The sequence below is a fragment of the Streptomyces sp. NPDC051172 genome, from assembly GCF_040682555.1.
Lineage (GTDB): Bacteria > Actinomycetota > Actinomycetes > Streptomycetales > Streptomycetaceae > Streptomyces.
Map to the genome: position 1 here is coordinate 15310 of NZ_JBFBBE010000051.1, position 15225 is coordinate 30534.

Here is a 15225-nt window from a genome sequence, read left to right on the forward strand (position 1 = left end):
GCCGGGAAGCGGAGTCACATTGCTTTACTTTCATTTGAGCGGAACCGTCAGCTCCTCGATATCCTCCTAACCCTTACGGGGGCGTGTGCCCCGCTGTCCTGAACCTTTCGATGGGTGCGGAGCATGATCGAGGCTGTAGGCCTGACCAAGCGCTACGGCGACAAGACCGCCGTGTACAACCTTTCCTTCCAGGTACGGCCGGGTGCCGTCACCGGCTTCCTCGGACCGAACGGCTCCGGCAAGTCGACGACGATGCGCATGATCCTCGGCCTGGACAACCCGACCGCGGGGCAGGTGACGATCGGCGGCTACCCGTATCCGAAGCTGCCCAACGCCCCCCGTCAGGTGGGCGCCCTGCTCGACGCCAAGGCCGTGCACGGCGGCCGGTCGGCCCGCAGCCATCTGCTGTGCCTGGCCCAGCTGTCCGGGATCCCGGCCCGCCGGGTCGACGAGGTGCTGGGCGTGGTCGGCCTCCAGGAGGTGGCCAAGAAGCGCTCCAAGGGCTTCTCCCTCGGCATGGGGCAGCGCCTCGGCATCGCCGCCGCGCTGCTCGGCGACCCCCAGGTGCTGCTCTTCGACGAGCCGGTCAACGGCCTCGACCCCGAGGGCATCCTCTGGGTGCGCAACCTCATGAAGGCGCTCGCGGCGGAGGGCCGTACGGTCTTCGTCTCCTCCCATCTGATGAGCGAGATGGCACTGACCGCCGACCACCTCATCGTGATCGGACGCGGACAGCTGCTGGCCGACATGAGCGTCAAGGACTTCATCTCGGCGAACTCCGCCGACTTCGCGCGCGTGCGTACGCCCGACACCGAGCCGCAGCTGCGCGAGAAGCTGACGTCCGCGCTCACCGAGGCGGGCGGGCACGTGCTGCCCGAGCAGGACGGCGCTCTGAGGATCACGGGGCTGGCGCTCCCCCGCATCAGCGACATCGCCCACGACGCCGACGTACGCCTGTGGGAGCTGTCGCCGCACCAGGCCTCCCTGGAGGAGGCGTACATGCGGATGACGCAGGGGGCCGTGGACTACCGCTCGACCACCGACCAGAAGGCGGGGCTGCAGCAGCCGCTGCCGCCCGGTGTGCAGCCGCCGATGCCGGTGCCGGGGCAGGGCCAACCCGACTGGTACGCCCCGCCGTCGCCCCAGGAGGGCGGGCAGCCGTTCGCGATGCCGCAGGGACAGCCGGGCCCGTACGGCGCTCCGGTCGCCCCGGGCGCGGGCCGGCCCAACCCGTACGCCCAGCCGGCGCCCGCGGCGCCCCAGACGCCGGCCGCGCCGCCCCAGCCCCCCGCCTCCGCCGCTCCCGCCGACCTGACCAAGCCCGAGGACGCCCGATGAGCACCCCGCAGCCCCCGATGCCGCAGGCCGCCGCACCCGACTGGCAGGCGGCGGCGCCCGGTTCGCCGTACCCGACCTACACCTCGCCGATCCCCGTGGTGCGCACCCATCTCGGGCACGCGATCTCCTCGGAGTGGACGAAGATCAGATCGGTGCGCTCCACGATGTGGACGCTCGGCGTGTTCCTGCTGCTGGTCGTGGGCATCGGGCTGCTGGTCGCCGTGCTGGTCGCCGCCAATCAGGGCGAGGAGAGCCTGCAGGGCCAGAACCCGTTGTCCTTCGGTGTGTTCGGGCTGCTGCTCGGCAGCATGTGCATCATCACCCTCGGGGTGCTGACCACGGCCTCGGAGTACGGCACCGGCATGATCCGGACCACGATGACCGCGTGCCCGTCACGCGCGCGCGTGCTGGCGGCGAAGGCCATCGTGTTCTTCGGGGTGGCGTTCACCGTCACGTTCGCCTCGGTGCTCCTCGTCGCCGTCGTGGACGTCGCCATGCTGAAGGGCGCCAAGGACCCGTCCGGCGGCGAGTGGCTGAAGGGTACGTTCGGCATCTCGTTCTACATCGCGCTGCTCGGGCTGCTCTCGCTCCTCGTCGGCTCGATCATCCGGCACTCGGCGGGCGCCATCACCATCATGATCGCCCTGGTGCTGGCGCCGCTGGTGATCGCGCTGTTCATGTTCTCGCAGGCCCTGGAGAAGGTGCGCCAGGCCCTGTTCGACTACTCGATCCCGAACCAGCTCAGTGCCTTCTACACCACCACCCTCAGCCGCACGGGCCCGACCGGCTGGGACCCGGTGTGGATCGCGCTGGGCGTGACGGCCGCCGCGTTCGCCGGCGCGGTCCTGCTGCTGCAGAAGCGTGACGTGTAACCGGGCTTCAGAACTTCGGCGCGTTACGGGACCGCTGCACCCGCGTGGTGCGGCGGTCCTTCGCGTTCCAGCACGCCTTGTGCCAGTGCCGGCGCTCGTCGACGCCCGAGTGCTCGGGCCAGGCCACCACGTGCGGGACGCCGGAGGGGATCATCTGGTCGCAGCCGGGGCAGCGGTACGTCTTGCCCTGCGCGCTCGCGCCCGCCACGTGCCGCACGCTCCACTCCTCCCCCTGCCAGCTCTCGGTGGACTGCCAGCCGCCGTAACGGCCGGGCCGGTCGTCCTCGCCGCTCCGGCCGGACGAGCCCGACGGGTCGGCACCCTTGGGTCGGTTGCGACGCGGGGACACGGGACACCTCACGGGGCTATACAGGAAGCACGGGTCGTGTCCAGCCTACGGGGCGCGGACGGGGGTACGCGTAGAGCACCGGCCGACCTCCCACCCCGCCGCGACCTCCCATTCTGCAGACAATCCGCAAATCTCTTCGCCAGGCCGTGTCCTCGGCACGTGTCAGACGGTTATGCGGGTGGGGGAGCTCCGCGTCGGAGCCAAGGAAGCAGGAAGAGCAATGCGCGTAGGAAGTTTCGTGTTGGCGGCCCAGTTCCCGGGGCAGGGCCAGGGGGAGGCGCTGCACCGCGCGGTCCGCTCGGCCGAGGTCGCCGAGGAAGCGGGCCTCGACTCGGTCTGGCTGGCCGAGCACCACTTCGTGCCGTACGGGACCTGCCCGTCGGCGATCACACTGGCGGCTCTACTCCTCGGCCGGACCCGCAGGCTCCGGGTCGGCACGGCGGTCACCGTGCTGCCCACCGCCCATCCGGTGGCGGTCGGCGAGCAGGCCGCGCTGCTGCACCTCACCTCCGGCGGGCGCTTCTCGCTGGGCGTGGGGCGCGGCGGACCGTGGGTCGACCTGGAGGTGTTCGGCTCCGGCATCAAGGCATACGAGGAGGGCTTCCCGGAATCACTCGATCTGCTGCTGCGCTGGCTGCGCGAGCCGTCGGTCGGGGCCGACGGAGAGCGCTTCGGTTTCCGTGAAGTGTCTGTCGTACCAAGGCCGTCGGAGTCCCTGTCGGAGGTACCGGGCCCCGAGGTCGTCGTCGCGTGCACCTCGCCGTCGAGTGTGCGGCAGGCCGCCGAGCGCGGGCTGCCGATGCTGCTGGGCATGCATGTGGGTGACGAGGAGAAGACCGAGATGGTCGCCCTGTGGCGGCAGCTGGCGCGCGCCGCGGGACACTCCGCGGAGACGGTCCTGGGCGCGGCCCATGTCTCGGCCGGCGTGTGCCAGATCGCGGACCGGCGTACGGACGCCGTGGAGGCGCTGACGAAGGCGATGCCGGGCTGGCTGAAGCAGGGGCTTGAGGCCCATGTCACGGTGGACGGCCGCACCCGGCAGATGCGCGACCCGCTGGCGTACACCGAACTGCTCTGCGGACTGCACCCGGTGGGCACCCCGCGCCTGTGCGCCGACCGGCTCGCGGCGACCAGCGAGCGGACCGGCATCTCCCGCTTCGCCCTGCTCGTGGAGGGCTCGGGAGACCTGGCGGCCACCGAGGAGAACGTACGGCGGCTGGGCGCCGAGGTGCTCCCGCACCTCGGTTGAACGGGCCTGCCCGGCTGCGGAGCTTGCCGCCCCAGTACTGAATGCACCTCCCGCGTACGGAGCGGCAAGCAAGCGGCATGCTCCTCAGCAGTCCCGGAACTCCGGGGACTGGTTGAGTACCTGACTGCGGACCGAGGTGAAGCGGGCCAGCGTCTCGTCGGCCGAGGCGTCCAATGGGAACACCGCCACCCGGTGGCAGTTCTGGAAGGCCAGCCGGACACCGAAATGCCGCTGCAGCGCGCCGCGTATCGCGTCACTCGCGAGCGCACGCAGCAGCTGTCCGCGTGCCTGCTCGTCCGGCGGGGGCGTCTGGTTGTCGGCGAAGTTGCCGCCGTCCACCTTCAGCTGGGCCACCAGGGAGCTGATCATCTCCCATGCGTAAGGCAGGGAGGTCCGGACGCAGTCGACGAATTCTGCTTCGTCGACCTCGCCTCGCTCGGCCTTCTCGAGTAGGGCCGGTGAGACGTCGAGCGACATGGGTTCTCCTCTCGCACCCCCGTGGTCGACAGGGGTTGCCGGACAGATAAGGGAGTTCGCGATACCGAACACGCTGAGTACTCGTCCCGCGACCTCCCGTTTACTACCGTAAGCAACGGGCGGTGACGGCACCAGGAAAATGCGTACATGGAGAGCCCTCTTTAGGCACACAATCAGCCACGAATGAACATGGGTTGTCTCGGGTCTTCCGGGGCGAATCGCGTGGACCCACACCCGTCGAGTAGCGTTGCCGACCATGCGTCTCGTCATTGCCCGATGCTCCGTGGACTACGCGGGCCGGCTCACCGCCCATCTCCCTTCGGCGCCCCGCCTGATCCTGGTGAAGGCCGACGGCAGCGTCTCCATCCATGCGGACGACCGCGCCTACAAGCCCCTGAACTGGATGTCCCCGCCCTGCACCCTGAAGGAGGGCGCGGGCGACGACGAGGGCGTCTGGACCGTCGTCAACAAGGCGGGCGAGAAGCTCATCATCACGATGGAGGAGGTCCTCCACGACTCCTCGCACGAACTGGGCGTGGATCCCGGCCTGATCAAGGACGGCGTGGAAGCACACCTTCAGGAGTTGCTCGCCGACCGCATCGAGACGCTCGGCGACGGCTACACGCTCATCCGCCGCGAGTACATGACGGCGATCGGCCCGGTCGACATCCTGTGTCGGGACGCCGAGGGTCGGACCGTCGCGGTCGAGATCAAGCGGCGCGGTGAGATCGACGGCGTGGAGCAGCTCACCCGCTACCTCGAGCTGCTGAACCGCGATCCCCATCTCGCCCCGGTCCGCGGCATCTTCGCGGCCCAGGAGATCAAGCCGCAGGCCCGGGTCCTCGCCACGGACCGCGGAATCGGCTGCGCGGTGCTGGATTACGACGCCCTGAGGGGCATCGAGGACGACAAGCTGCGGCTGTTCTGACCTCCGTCGCTACGAGCAAGAGGGCCGGGTCCGTCGGACGGACCCGGCCCTCTTGTGCGCAACTGACCTCACATCACCGGGCTGGAGCTGCCGCTCTGCGGTGTGCTCGCCGAACTGGTCGTCGAGGCCGGAGTGCTGGTGGCCGGGGCGGTGGAGGTAATCGGCGCGCTGGCCGAGTTGGAGGTGGACGGTGGCGTCGGCTGCGTCGGCGTCGGCGAAGACGTGTCGCTCGGCGTAGGGGACGCCGACTTCGTTGGTGTCGAGGACGCCGACTTCGTAGGCGTCGGCGATGTCGACTTCGTAGGGGTCGGCGATGTCGGCTTCGTAGGCGTGGAAGCGCCGCCCGAACCCTTCGTACCGCTCGGGTTGTCCGACGGCTGACCCGTGCTCGACGACGGCGTCGGGGCGCCCGAGGTGCCGGGTGTGCCGCTGGGGCCCGGGCCCGTGGGGCGACTCGTGGCGGTGCCGGTGTCGCTCTTCGGTTTGTCCGCACCGAGGCTGCCGTCGTCGGTGCCCTGTCCGGCGGACGGGTTGACGCCGACGTTGTCGGACGGGTTGTTGGCGTCGTTGTTGGACGTGGCGCCGAGCGTCACGACCGTACCGAGCACGGCGGCGAGCAGTGCGCCCGCGCCGGCCGCGACGAGGTTGCGCCGGGCGAGACCGCGGATGCCGCCGCGGTGGCTCTTCGTCGGCGGGCCGGACACGGCCCGGTTGACGACGATGGTCGAGGTGTCGCCGGACGAGGGCGGCGGGCCCGCCGGGAACGCGGCCGGCACTCCGCCGGGCGGCGACTGGGACTCCTCGTAGCGCGCGTCCGGGACCTCCTCGCCCGCCGTCGAGCCGAGGCCCGGCGTGGTGCCGGAGCGGTCGGAGACCAGGGCGAGGGCGCGGCGGCCCGCGACGGTGCCGCGCTTGTCGGCGAGCGCGCCGCGCAGCCCGATGGAGGACTCCAGCTCGGCGCGGGCCCGGTCGAGCTGTCCGCCGCAGAGTGCGAGGACGCCCAACTCGTGGTGGAAGTAGGCCTGTTCGGACACCTCGCCCGAAAGGCGGGCGGCCTCGGAACCGGACCGCAGCGCCCGCTCCCAGGCGCTCCAGTGCAGGCCCGCGGCGAACGCGGGGGCCGCCGTGCGGGCCAGCTGGACGGTGACGCTCTCCTCGCCCTCGGCCGGGGCGGTCGTGCCCGGCACCAGGACGCCGAGCGCGGCGAGCAGGGCGTCGGCCTCGGCGCACACCCGCTCCGGGGTGACCGAGGGGTGTCCCGCCCACCAGGCGTAGTGCTGGGCGGCGGTCAGGGCCTGCGCCTCGATGCCGTCGCCGTATCCGGCGGCCTCGAGCTGGGCGAGGACCCCGGCGGCGAGCCGGTAGCGGGAGCCGACCGCGGAGACCAGTCCGCAGGAGGCCAGTTCGCCGAGGGCGGCGTCCGCATGGGTGTCGCCGACCAGCGCGGGCAGATGCGCCTGGTGCGGCACCTCACCGCCGAGCGCGACGGCGAACCGCAGTGTGGCGCGCGCCGAGGCGCTGAGCCGCGAGGCCAGCAGCGGTGCGGGCGCGGCGGCCTCGCCGAGCGACGGCAGGGGTACGGCGTCGCCGTCCTCGGCGTCGAGCGAGGTGTCGAACGGGGCGTCCGCGGGGATCGCGTCCTCGAAGACGCCGAACGCCTCGACGGCGCTGGTCCCGGCGCGCTGCTGGTCGCGCTGGCGCAGCAGGGCGCCGGCCTGGACGAAGCGCAGCGGCAGGCCCTCGGACTCGAACCAGAGGTCGCCGGCCCAGTTGGCCTCCTCCTCCGTCAGCACCCGGCCGACGGCGCGTTCGATGAGCTCCACGCCGCCCGCACGGTCCAGACCGCCGAGGAAGACCTCTTCAAGGGCGGAGTCGGCGGAGGGCGCGGGCACCTCGGGCGTCGCGCCGATCACGAAGGCGCACTCGGGCGTCGCGTCCAGCAGCTCGTCGAGACCCGCGCCGCCGAACTTGACGTCGTCGAGAACGACGACCGCGCCGATCTCCCGGACCAGTTCGAGCAGTTCGTCGCGTTCCGGGCGGTGCAGGGGCGCGTTGTAGACGGCGTAGAAGAGGTCGTACAGCAGGTCGCTCGCCGTGCGGTGGAAGCCGCTGAGACGGACCACGCCATCGGGGGCCAGGTCCGCGCAGTCCTCGGCGACCAGGTCGAGGAGGGCGGTGCGGCCGGAGCCCGCGGGGCCGGTGAGACGCACGGAACGACCGCGGGCCAGCAGCCGGACCAGGCGCTCGCGATCCTCCTGGCGTTCCAGGAGATGCAGCGAGGGTCGGCCCGGTCCCGGCGGGACGGGCGGCTTGGCCGCGCGGCCCACCTCGGCGCGCTCGGCCGCCGTGAACTTCTCGGGCCGCCCCGGGCGCTCGCCCGGTGGGCAGGCCTCTATTTCGCTGCCGTCGACGGGATTGACGGTGAGCAGGTAGTCGCCCGTGACAAGCTGTACCGTGCGCGCGAGCGCGGGCGAGTGCTGGCCGAAGTCGGGTGTCAGGGAGTCCCTGGGCGGGCGCTGGCGCGGCGCGCTGCCGTCGCCGTCATGGCCGTAGTCCTCGGGTCCCCGCGTGTTCGGGTCCATAGGTTCAAGCCCCCCAAAAGCGTCGTGTGTGCCTCGAGCCCCTCCCGGCCTTGCTGCACACCGCGCTGTCGCTTCTGGTCCGGACCCGCTTGCAGGGATGTCAGGCAGCGGGCGACCGAACCCTAAACCTTCGCTCAGTATCTACGACAGTCCGGGGTACCGGGCCGTGCGAGACGTCACAGTCTCGTGAGGATCACTCTGGAGGGTCACACGCGGGGCAGTGACTCCACCCCGATGCCGCCCTCGATCGCCAGGATCCGGTGCAGCCGGGTGGCCACCAGCAGGCGCTGCATCTGCGGCGGAACGTCGCGCAGCACCAGGCGCCGGCCGCAGCGGCCGGCCCGCCGGTGGACGCCCATGATCACCCCGAGTCCGGTGGCGTCCCAGGAGTCCAGTTCGGACAGGTCCAGCACCAGGTCGCCGGCTCCGTCGTCGACGGCCGAGTGCAGGACCGTACGGGCGTCCGCCGCGCTGCGGACGTCGAGGCGGCCCCCGACGACCAGCTCGGCGTGGTCGCCCCTGATGTACATATGCGCTCCCCGAGAGTGCGGTGACGTACTCCGTGACGGTGGCTGTGCAACGTCTGACTGCTTCAGCGGCGACGAGGTTGCCGTCTGTAAGCGAACCGATACCGAATTCACCCCCGCGGGTGATACCCGCGGGGCCTGTGCGGTTTCAGTGGCTGTACGTACTGATGTGTCAGTACGTGTAGAAGCCCTGCCCGCTCTTGCGCCCGATGTCACCGGCGTCAACCATCCGGCGCATCAGCTCCGGCGGTGCGAACTTCTCGTCCTGCGACTCGGTGTAGATGTTGCTGGTCGCGTGCAGCAGGATGTCGACCCCGGTCAGGTCCGCCGTGGCGAGCGGTCCCATCGCGTGGCCGAAGCCCAGCTTGCAGGCGAGGTCGATGTCCTCGGCGCTCGCCACGCCCGACTCGTAGAGCTTGGTCGCCTCGACGACGAGGGCGGAGATGAGACGGGTCGTCACGAAACCGGCGACGTCCCGGTTGACGACGATGCAGGTCTTGCCGACGGACTCGGCGAACTCCCGGGCGGTGGCGAGGGCTTCATCGCTCGTCTTGTAGCCGCGGACGAGTTCGACGAGCTGCATCATCGGCACCGGCGAGAAGAAGTGGACGCCGACGACCCGCTCGGGGTGCTCGGTGGCCGCCGCGATCTTGGTGATCGGGATCGCGGAGGTGTTGGAGGCGAGCACGGTGTCCGGGCGGACGATCTTGTCGAGCGCGCGGAAGATCTCGTGCTTGACTTCCAGTTTCTCGAAGACGGCCTCGACGACGACGTCCGCGTCGGCGGCGGCGTCCAGGTCGGTGGTCGCGGTGATGCGGCCGAGGGCGGCGTCGGCGTCGTGCGCCTCCAGCCTGCCCTTGCTGACGAACTTGTCGTACGAGGCCTTGATGCCGTCGGTGCCGCGCTTCAGCGCTTCGTCGGTGACGTCGCGCAGGACCACGTCCCAGCCCGCCTGCGCGGAGACCTGGGCGATGCCGGAACCCATCAAGCCGGCGCCGATGACGGCAAGCTTCCGTGCCACGTTTGCGACTCCCCTTTGAAACGCCTTACACACTGTTTATGTCTGCCTCTTCGGCGGACCTTAGCGCTCGTGAGGTGCTGTGTGACCGGTAAGTAATGCGCGTCACGTCTCATCTGACGGACATCACACCGGGGCGGGTCATTCCGTGCCTCGGACGGCGTAGTTGAGCACCTTCTCGCCCAACAGCTCCTCGATGTCGTCCAGGAGGACCAGTACCTCTCGTGACACTTCGCCCGGGTTGCGCCCCTTGACCATCTCACGGCCGACGACCCCCATCACACAGCTGTGCACCCAGCCGAGCTGACCCGCGATCAGATGCGGCATCGGGTCGTCGTCGGCCGCGCCGGTGTCCTCCCGCAGGACCTGTTCGAGATTGGCCTGAACCTCCTGCCCGATCGCCCACAGCCGGGAGCGCAGGGCGGGAGCGTTCTCGACGACGCGCATGAAGGAGGCGAACCCCGGAATCAGCCCGACCCTCGGCGAGACCGCCTCCACTTCCTCGCGCAGCTCCCGTAGAACGGCGGCCGCGGCGGACTCCCCCTTGTTGCGACCCCGGACCCAGCGGGCCATCCGGTCGACCATGCCGACGGAGCGGTCGAAGAAGAGGTCCTCCTTCGCCGGGAAGTAGTTGTAGACGGTGTTGACGGAGACGTCGGCGGCCTCGGCGATCTCCGCGACCGTCACCGCGTCGAAGCCGCGCTCGATGAACAGCCCCGTGGCGACGTCCGAGATGTACTGCCGGGTCTGCCGCTTCTTCCGCTCCCTGAGCCCCTCTGCCATGTCCGAATCCTAGCTTTCACTGGGCCCGCTGAAAACTTGGAGTCATTGCAAAATTGGGGAGCCTCTGTTTTTCTGTACGGCATGGCAGTCATCAGCGCGGCCGGACTGGCCCGCACCTTCCAGACCAAACGCGGCCCCGTTCAGGCCGTCCGCGGTGTCGACCTCACCGTCCGCGAGGGCGAGATCCTCGGTTTCCTCGGCCCGAACGGCGCCGGCAAGACAACCACCCTGCGCATGCTCACGACCCTGCTCGCCCCGACCGGCGGCGCGGCCACCGTCGCCGGACACGACCTCGCGGCCGACCCCGCGGGCGTACGGAAGGCCTGCGGTTACGTCGCCCAGTCGGGCGGGGTCGACGCGCAGATCAGCGTGCGGGAGGAACTCGTCACCCAGGGCCGCCTCTACCGCCTGACGAAGCCCCAGGCGATCGCGCGCACCGCCGAGTTGGCCCGCGACCTGGGCCTCACCGAACTCCTCGACCGCAAGACGTCCGCGCTCTCCGGCGGCCAGCGGCGCCGCCTCGACATCGCGATGGCCCTCACCCACCGCCCGCAGGTCCTCTTCCTCGACGAGCCGACGACCGGCCTCGACCCCGGCAGCCGCGCCGACCTGTGGGACCTGATCCGCCGTCTGCGCGACGAGCGCGGCACCACGGTCTTCCTGACCACCCATTACCTCGACGAGGCCGAGGCCCTCTCCGACCGTCTGGTGATCGTCGACAAGGGAGTGGTCGTGGCGGAGGGCACGCCCACCGCGCTCAAGCTCCGGTACGGCGGCTCGATCGACGCGAGCCTCCAGGACACGTTCCTCGCCATCACCGGCCGCGGGCCCTCCCCCAGTCTCGAACAAGCTCGACCGGGGGGACCCCCATCGGCCGACGCCGCCCCCGTAGCCGTATAGGAATCCGATGCTGCTTCACGACACCGCACTGATCTACGGTCGCTACCTCCGCCAGTCCCTGCGCTCCCGCTTCGCGCTGCTCTTCGGCGTGCTGATGCCGCTGCTGTATCTCCTTTTCTTCGGACCGCTGCTGACGGGGCTGCCGCTCGGCGGGCGGGGCAGTTCCTGGCAGCTGCTCGTGCCGGGGCTGCTGCTTCAACTCGGTCTGTTCGGGGCGTCGTTCGCGGGGTTCTCGATCATCATCGAGCAGGGCCAGGGAGTGGTCGAGCGGATGCGGGTGACGCCCGTCAGCCGCCTCGCGCTCCTGCTGGGCCGTGTGCTGCGCGACGCCACGGTGTTCGTCTTCCAGGCGGTGCTGCTGGTGGTCGCGGCCGTGGCCATGGGGCTGCGGGCGCCGCTCGCCGGGATCCTGATCGGCTTCGGGTTCGTCGCCCTGCTCACCGTCTCGCTCGGCTCGCTGTCGTACGCGCTGGCGATGAAGGTCCGCACCCCACAGGAGTTCGGGCCGCTGATCAACGCCATGACCATGCCGTCGATGCTGCTGTCCGGGCTGATGCTGCCGATGTCCCTGGCCCCGGTCTGGCTGGACGTGCTCTCGCACTTCATGCCGTTCCGCTATCTGGTGGACGCCGTGCGGGACGCATACGTCGGCTCGTACGCGACGGATCACATGCTGTACGGCGTCCTGGTCTCCCTCGGTTTCGCGGCGCTCGCCGTGACAGTGGGCACACGCGTGTTCCGGACGGCCGGAGCGTAACTACGCTGGTCACATGGTCAATCTGACGCGCATCTACACCAGGACCGGCGACCGGGGCACCACCGCTCTCGGCGACATGAGCCGGGTCGCCAAGACCGATCTGCGGATCTCCGCGTACGCGGACACCAACGAGGCGAACGCGGTGATCGGCACGGCGATCGCGCTGGGCGGTCTCGAGGAGGAGATCGTCAAGGTCCTCACCCGCGTCCAGAACGACCTGTTCGACGTGGGTGCGGACCTGTCCACGCCGGTCGTCGAGAACCCCGAATTCCCGCCCCTGCGTGTCGAACAGTTCTACGTCGACAAACTGGAGGCGGACTGCGACCGCTTCAACGAGCGGCTGGAGAAGCTGCGCTCCTTCATCCTCCCGGGCGGTACGCCGGGCGCGGCCCTGCTGCACCAGGCCTGCACGGTCGTACGGCGGGCCGAGCGGTCGACATGGGCGGCCCTGGAGGTCCACGGTGCCAAAGGAAAAGAGGGCAGCATGAACCCCCTCACCGCGACCTACCTGAACCGCCTGTCGGACCTCCTGTTCATCCTGGCCCGTACGGCCAACAAGGAGGTCGGGGACGTGCTGTGGGTGCCGGGCGGGGAACGCTAGCGGTCCGCGGACGCGTCCTGGTCCGCCCGGGCGACCGCGGACTCGGCGGCGGTCACCTTCTTCTGCATCTCCGAGTAGCCGGACGGGGTGGCGGACGAGGACGGCGTGGTGGCCGCCGAGCCGTGTCCCCGGGCGCAACCCGCGAGGAGCCCGACAACCAGCAGCACCGCTGCCGCTGTCACCCCGGCACGCATCAGTTCACGCCCCCGTTGTTGTCCTTGCACCAGGTCTGCACAGCGGCCAGGTCCTTCTGCCGCTGCTGGAGCGTCGTCACCAGGGACTTGCGGAAGGTCAGGCGGTCCTGGAGATACGTGGCGATCTCGCTGTGACCGGCCGCCTCGGCCTTGTCCACCCGCTGCTGCAGCCGGGCGATCGAACCGCGCTTGTCGGCGCCGGCGTTCAGCCGGTTCAGGGCGCGGTCGATGCGGTGGTCGATCTTCGGTACCCGCTTGCACAGGGCCTTTGCCCCGTCCCCGGTCGGCGTGACCTTGGACGCGGGCGAGGGCGTGCTCTCGGCCACGGCCGCTCCCGTGCCGCCGGCCAGAATCGCCGCTACGGCCGCTCCCACGAGCAGCGTGCGCCGGTGTCGTCGTACATGCATCTCAGCCTCCGTTCCGCGGACGGCCCCCTTCGTCCGTCCGCCTGCCGTGGAGGCTAGGAAGGCTCTTTGGGGAAACTCTGTGACCGGTTTGCCCCGGCTGTGCCGATCAGCCAGTCCCGGCGGGCGGGCGGGGCCGCTCCCGTGGACGGCAGCCGTACCTCGAAGCGGGCACCGACGCCCTGCGGACCGTCCTTCACCGTGACGCTCCCCCGGTGCAGGGCCGTCTGCTGGGCCACCAGGGTCAGGCCGAGTCCGGAGCCCGAGCTGCCGGGGCCGCGGGCGAAGCGCTCGAAGATCCGGGCGCGGGTCGGCTCGGGTACGCCCGGGCCCCGGTCGTCGACCGTGATCACGATCTGCCCGTCCGCCTGCCGTACCCCGACGGTCACGGTGGCCTGCCCGGCCGCGTCCCGCCCGTGGGCCAGGGCGTTGGCCAGCAGGTTGTCGAGGAGGAGGCGGATGCCTGGTTCCCAGCCGTGGACCGTGGCCCCGGGCGCCGCCTCCAGCGTGATGCGGGCGTCCGGGGCGCGGCGCCGGGCCTCGGCGACCGCCGCGTCCGCGGTCTCCGTGACGTCCACGGTCCGGAAGGCCTCCGCCTCGACGAGGTCGCCGCGGCCGAGTTCGCGCAGCATCACCAGCAGGTTCAGCAGACGGGCGTGTTCGCCGCGCAGATCGGCCAGGACCTCCGTGCGGTCCGGCTCCGGCAGGTCCGGGTGGTCGGCGAGGATGTCGAGGTTGGTGCCCATGCTCATCAGCGGGGTGCGCAGTTCGTGGGAGGCGGCCGCGGAGAAGGAGCGGGCCGTGTCCAGTGCCTCGGCGGTGCGGGCGGCCTGCTCGTCGTAGCGGGCGAGGACCGTGCGCAGGGTGGCGGCCAGTTCGTCGACCTCGGTCACCCCGGTGGGCTCGTCGGGCGGCCGGGCGGCGCTGGTGCGCGGGTCGAGTCCGGCGGTACGGCGGCCGAGGCGCCGCAGCGGGCCGGTCGCTCCGGTGGCGATGCCCCAGGCGAGCAGGCCGGACAGGGGCGCGGCGAGCAGGGTCGTGACCGCCACCCGGCGCCGTACGAGCCGTAGTTGGGCCTGGTCGGCGGCGTTGGGCGAGAAGACCCAGAGGGTGCCCGTGCCGCGCGCGGTGGTGATCGGCCGGGACAGCGCGCGCCAGCTGGTGCCGCCGTCCCGGACGGTGACCGGTCCCCTGGTCGCCTCGGGCAGCGGCACCGAGGCGCCCGGCTGCGGCCCGCCGCTGAAGGTGGCGTCCGGTCCGAGGACGCGTACGCCGACGTCGAGGGCCGCGCTGTAGAGGAGCCGCTCCTTGTTGTCGGCGGCCTTGGGCCGGCCGGCCGCGCTGGCCCGCAGCAGGGCGCGCGCGTCCGGGGCAACGGCCACGGCGCGCGCCCGCAGATGGCTGTCCTCGGCACTGTGCAGATCGTGCTTGACCAGCTGGAGGAGCAGCCAGCCGGAGGCGAGCACGAGGAGCGGCACGGTGACCCCGACGGCGAGCCCGATCCGGGTGGAGAGCCTCATGGCGACTCTTCCCGCAGCACGAACCCCACCCCGCGCACGGTGTGGACGAGCCTGGGCCGGCCGTCCGCCTCCAGCTTGCGCCGCAGATAGCTGACGAAGGTGTCGACGGCGTCGGTGCGCACGTCGAAGTCGTAGCCCCACACCCGTTCCAGGAGCTGGTCGCGGGTGAGGACGAGCCCGGCGTTGCGGGCGAGCACCTCCAGCAGCTCGAACTCGCGGCGGGTCAGCTCCAGTGGCCGTCCGTCCCGTTCGGCGGTGCGGGCGCCCGGGTCGATCACCAGACCGGCGACCCGCAGCACCTCCCCCACGGGCGGACGGCGGCGCAGCAACGCGCGCAGCCGCAGCACGAGTTCCTGCAGCGCGAACGGCTTGACCAGGTAGTCGTCGCCGCCCGCCTGGAGCCCGGCGATACGGTCGGCGGTCTCGTCGAGGGCCGACAGCATGAGCACGGGGAGGTCCTGGCCGTCGTGGCGGAGCCGTTCGCACACCTCGATGCCGCTCATGCCGGGCATCGACACATCGAGGACGAGGACGTCCGGCGGCGTCTCCTCGATCGCCGCCAGCGCCTCACGACCGCCGTCCGCCGTCCGCACCCGAAACCCGCTCAGCCGCAGCCCGCGCTCCAGCGAACGCCGGATGGCCGGGTCGTCGTCCACGACCAGCACCGCACCGGGGCTGCCCGTCTCGCTCATCCGTCCCTCCCCTCAGCGTCCGGTCAGGGTACGA

General features: G+C 71.1%; 17 protein-coding genes. 7 read left to right on the top strand and 10 right to left on the bottom strand.

Features of this window, described 5'->3' with window-relative positions:
* Positions 1–123: 123 nt before the first annotated feature.
* Positions 124–1338: an ATP-binding cassette domain-containing protein gene (locus tag AB0N07_RS27725; protein ID WP_365839547.1), complete on the top strand. Its 1215-nt coding sequence runs from the start codon at positions 124–126 to the stop codon at positions 1336–1338.
* Complete coding sequence (locus tag AB0N07_RS27730) at positions 1335–2210, top strand: ABC transporter permease (protein ID WP_365839549.1); 876 nt, start codon at positions 1335–1337, stop codon at positions 2208–2210. Before AB0N07_RS27725 ends, AB0N07_RS27730 begins: the two co-directional genes overlap by 4 nt.
* A gap of 7 nt (positions 2211–2217) precedes the next feature.
* Here AB0N07_RS27730 and AB0N07_RS27735 read toward each other — a convergent pair whose 3' ends face one another.
* On the bottom strand, positions 2218–2559 hold the full coding sequence (locus AB0N07_RS27735) for an ATP/GTP-binding protein (protein ID WP_115905851.1): 342 nt from the start codon (positions 2557–2559) through the stop codon (positions 2218–2220).
* A 220-nt stretch (positions 2560–2779) separates the two neighbouring features.
* Here AB0N07_RS27735 and AB0N07_RS27740 point away from each other — a divergent pair, with 220 nt between their 5' ends.
* The gene (locus AB0N07_RS27740) at positions 2780–3808 is read left to right on the top strand and encodes an LLM class flavin-dependent oxidoreductase (RefSeq protein WP_365839551.1); all 1029 of its coding nucleotides are present in this window, start codon (positions 2780–2782) and stop codon (positions 3806–3808) included.
* An 84-nt stretch (positions 3809–3892) separates the two neighbouring features.
* Here the strand turns inward: AB0N07_RS27740 and AB0N07_RS27745 are convergent, their stop codons facing one another.
* Positions 3893–4285, bottom strand: coding sequence for an SCO5389 family protein (locus tag AB0N07_RS27745; RefSeq protein WP_365839553.1), 393 nt, complete (start codon positions 4283–4285; stop codon positions 3893–3895).
* Between the two features lie 256 nt (positions 4286–4541).
* Between AB0N07_RS27745 and nucS the strand changes: the two genes are divergently transcribed.
* Positions 4542–5213 (top strand): endonuclease NucS, encoded by a 672-nt coding sequence (gene nucS / locus AB0N07_RS27750; protein ID WP_365839555.1) that lies wholly within the window; start codon positions 4542–4544, stop codon positions 5211–5213.
* 68 nt (positions 5214–5281) lie between these two features.
* Here nucS and AB0N07_RS27755 read toward each other — a convergent pair whose 3' ends face one another.
* The 4 genes from AB0N07_RS27755 to AB0N07_RS27770 all read right to left on the bottom strand — a co-directional run bounded on the left by AB0N07_RS27755 (position 5282) and on the right by AB0N07_RS27770 (position 10123).
* Positions 5282–7795: an ATP-binding protein gene (locus AB0N07_RS27755; protein WP_365839557.1), complete on the bottom strand. Its 2514-nt coding sequence runs from the start codon at positions 7793–7795 to the stop codon at positions 5282–5284.
* 206 nt (positions 7796–8001) lie between these two features.
* A complete protein-coding gene (locus AB0N07_RS27760; protein WP_016438220.1) occupies positions 8002–8325 on the bottom strand; it encodes an STAS domain-containing protein in 324 nt (107 codons plus the stop codon).
* 169 nt (positions 8326–8494) lie between these two features.
* Positions 8495–9343 carry a 3-hydroxyacyl-CoA dehydrogenase family protein gene (locus AB0N07_RS27765; RefSeq protein ID WP_099931324.1) on the bottom strand — a complete coding sequence of 283 codons (849 nt, stop codon included), beginning with the start codon at positions 9341–9343 and terminating at the stop codon, positions 8495–8497.
* A 138-nt stretch (positions 9344–9481) separates the two neighbouring features.
* Positions 9482–10123 carry a TetR/AcrR family transcriptional regulator gene (locus AB0N07_RS27770; RefSeq protein ID WP_365839560.1) on the bottom strand — a complete coding sequence of 214 codons (642 nt, stop codon included), beginning with the start codon at positions 10121–10123 and terminating at the stop codon, positions 9482–9484.
* Between the two features lie 81 nt (positions 10124–10204).
* On the opposite strand from AB0N07_RS27770, the gene AB0N07_RS27775 reads away from it, so the two are divergent.
* Genes AB0N07_RS27775 through AB0N07_RS27785 form a run of 3 tightly spaced genes read left to right on the top strand, consistent with a single transcriptional unit; the run spans position 10205 to position 12381 of the window.
* Positions 10205–11023, top strand: coding sequence for an ATP-binding cassette domain-containing protein (locus AB0N07_RS27775; RefSeq protein ID WP_365839562.1), 819 nt, complete (start codon positions 10205–10207; stop codon positions 11021–11023).
* A gap of 7 nt (positions 11024–11030) precedes the next feature.
* Entirely contained in the window at positions 11031–11780 is a 750-nt protein-coding gene (locus AB0N07_RS27780) for an ABC transporter permease (protein ID WP_365839564.1), read from the top strand.
* 13 nt (positions 11781–11793) lie between these two features.
* Positions 11794–12381, top strand: a complete 588-nt coding sequence (locus tag AB0N07_RS27785) for a cob(I)yrinic acid a,c-diamide adenosyltransferase (protein WP_365839566.1) — start codon at positions 11794–11796, stop codon at positions 12379–12381.
* On the opposite strand, the gene AB0N07_RS27790 is transcribed toward AB0N07_RS27785, so the two are convergent.
* From AB0N07_RS27790 to AB0N07_RS27805, 4 genes are read right to left on the bottom strand one after another with little or no spacing between them, the layout of a single operon-like run.
* On the bottom strand, positions 12378–12563 hold the full coding sequence (locus tag AB0N07_RS27790) for a hypothetical protein (protein WP_365839568.1): 186 nt from the start codon (positions 12561–12563) through the stop codon (positions 12378–12380). The two genes, AB0N07_RS27785 and AB0N07_RS27790, sit on opposite strands and share 4 nt — an antisense overlap.
* Before the next feature lie 11 nt (positions 12564–12574).
* On the bottom strand, positions 12575–12982 hold the full coding sequence (locus AB0N07_RS27795; RefSeq protein ID WP_365839570.1) for a hypothetical protein: 408 nt from the start codon (positions 12980–12982) through the stop codon (positions 12575–12577).
* A gap of 53 nt (positions 12983–13035) precedes the next feature.
* Positions 13036–14499, bottom strand: coding sequence for a HAMP domain-containing sensor histidine kinase (locus AB0N07_RS27800; RefSeq protein ID WP_365839572.1), 1464 nt, complete (start codon positions 14497–14499; stop codon positions 13036–13038).
* A complete protein-coding gene (locus AB0N07_RS27805) occupies positions 14496–15191 on the bottom strand; it encodes a response regulator transcription factor (protein ID WP_365839573.1) in 696 nt (231 codons plus the stop codon). Before AB0N07_RS27805 ends, AB0N07_RS27800 begins: the two co-directional genes overlap by 4 nt.
* Positions 15192–15225: the final 34 nt, after the last annotated feature.